At 69.7% G+C, this 228-nt stretch carries 1 protein-coding gene; it reads right to left on the reverse strand.

Annotated features, from left to right (window positions below; genetic code table 11):
- The coding region (locus IE94_RS37025) for an AMP-binding protein (RefSeq protein ID WP_037925249.1) at window positions 1-228 on the reverse strand (228 nt) is incomplete at both ends.

A 228-nucleotide genomic window follows, 5' to 3' on the forward strand; every position in this document is an offset into this window, starting at 1 on the left:
ACTCCTGCCGGTACGGGCTGGAGGTGCTGGTCGAGGACGTAGACCTGTGTGTTGTCCAGGGGCCGGCCGATGGTGACCGCATCACCCGGTGTCAGGGGGTGGGCGGCGGTGGACCAGATGGTGGTCTCTGTGGGCCCGTACACGTTGACGACCGAGGCAGCGGTGGTGGTGAGCCGGTCGGCGAGGTCGGACGGCAGCGCTTCACCGCCGACGAGGACACGCACCCGC

This window comes from Streptomyces violaceorubidus, assembly GCF_000717995.1.
In the GTDB taxonomy this organism is placed as follows: Bacteria; Actinomycetota; Actinomycetes; order Streptomycetales; family Streptomycetaceae; genus Streptomyces; species Streptomyces violaceorubidus.